Here is a 1,143-nt window from a genome sequence, read left to right on the forward strand (position 1 = left end):
CTCGCCGCGGTCGACGGCGAAGCTCACGCCGTCGACCGCGAACAGCGGGCCGTCGTCGGTGTCGATCCGGGTTCGAAGCTCCCGCACTGAGAGGAGGGGATCGTCGGGATCGACCGGCAGCCGGTCGTCGTCCGACTCGTCGCACGCTTCCATCAGCGCCTACCTCGCGGATCGAGGGCGTCGCGTATCCCGTCCCCGAGCGTCTTGAGCGCGAACAGCGTCGCGGTCAGCGCCAGCGCCGGCAGCGTCGAGACCCACCAGACGTCGGCGGCCGGCACGTCGGCGCGGCTCTGGAGCTGACCGGCCACCGCGGCGTTGGTCGCCTCGCTTATCGTCGACCCCCACGAGTACGTCTCGAGCTCGTGGAATCCGAGGAAGGCGATTCCCGCCTCGATCAGCACGAACAGCGCGAGTAACTGGAAGGCGGCCGGGACGAGCGTGTTCGCGCTGTTCGGGAGGAAGTGTCGGCGCGCAACGGTCCACTCTGAGGCGCCGAGGCTCCGCGCGACGAGCACGTAGCCGTCCTCGCGGCGCTGGATCACCTCGCTGCGGACTAACCGCGCGATCCCGCCCCAACTCAGGAGACCGAACGTCGCGAGCAGTAGGAGCAGCGACGGCCCGTAGTACGTGTAGCCGACGAAGTACAGGAGCACCGCCGGGAGGCTCAACTGGACGTCGACGTACGCGGACAGCAGGTCGTCGACGCGGCCGCCGCGGAACCCGGCGACGACTCCGACGGCCGCCGCCAGCGGGACGACGAACGCGGCCGAGATCACGAGGAGGTACGTCGCCACGCGCGCCCCTTCGACGAGGAGGTATCCCATCGGGTGGCCCCGCTCGTTCGTGCCGAGCGGGTACTCCCACGACCCGTGACAGAGGCGGTCGAACGAGTCGCCGGTCACCGTCCCGAGACACTCCTGTGGCGGGACCGGGCTCGCGAGCCCGACCGGCGGGTGGAAGGCGTGCTGGAACCGGAGCGGCGGGGATTCCCCGACGACGGGGGCGAAGACGCCGACGACGAGGAGCGCGAGCAGGAACGCGGCGGCCGCCGTCGGAATGCGGCGGGACCGAACCGCGTCTCGCCAGGAGTCCGGCGGACCCACGCGTCGCGCGAGAGGAACGGCCCCGTACGCCGCGAGGAGG

At 71.3% G+C, this 1,143-nt stretch carries 1 protein-coding gene; it reads right to left on the reverse strand.

Annotation, left to right across the window (positions count from 1 at the left end):
- Nucleotides 1-152 precede the first annotated feature (152 nt).
- Nucleotides 153-1,143 (reverse strand): ABC transporter permease (locus tag U4E84_RS18145; RefSeq protein ID WP_322533465.1); only part of this gene is annotated, 991 nt, incomplete at its 5' end.

Origin of the sequence: Halorubrum sp. AD140 (assembly GCF_034497445.1) — an archaeon.
Taxonomy (GTDB): domain Archaea; phylum Halobacteriota; class Halobacteria; order Halobacteriales; family Haloferacaceae; genus Halorubrum.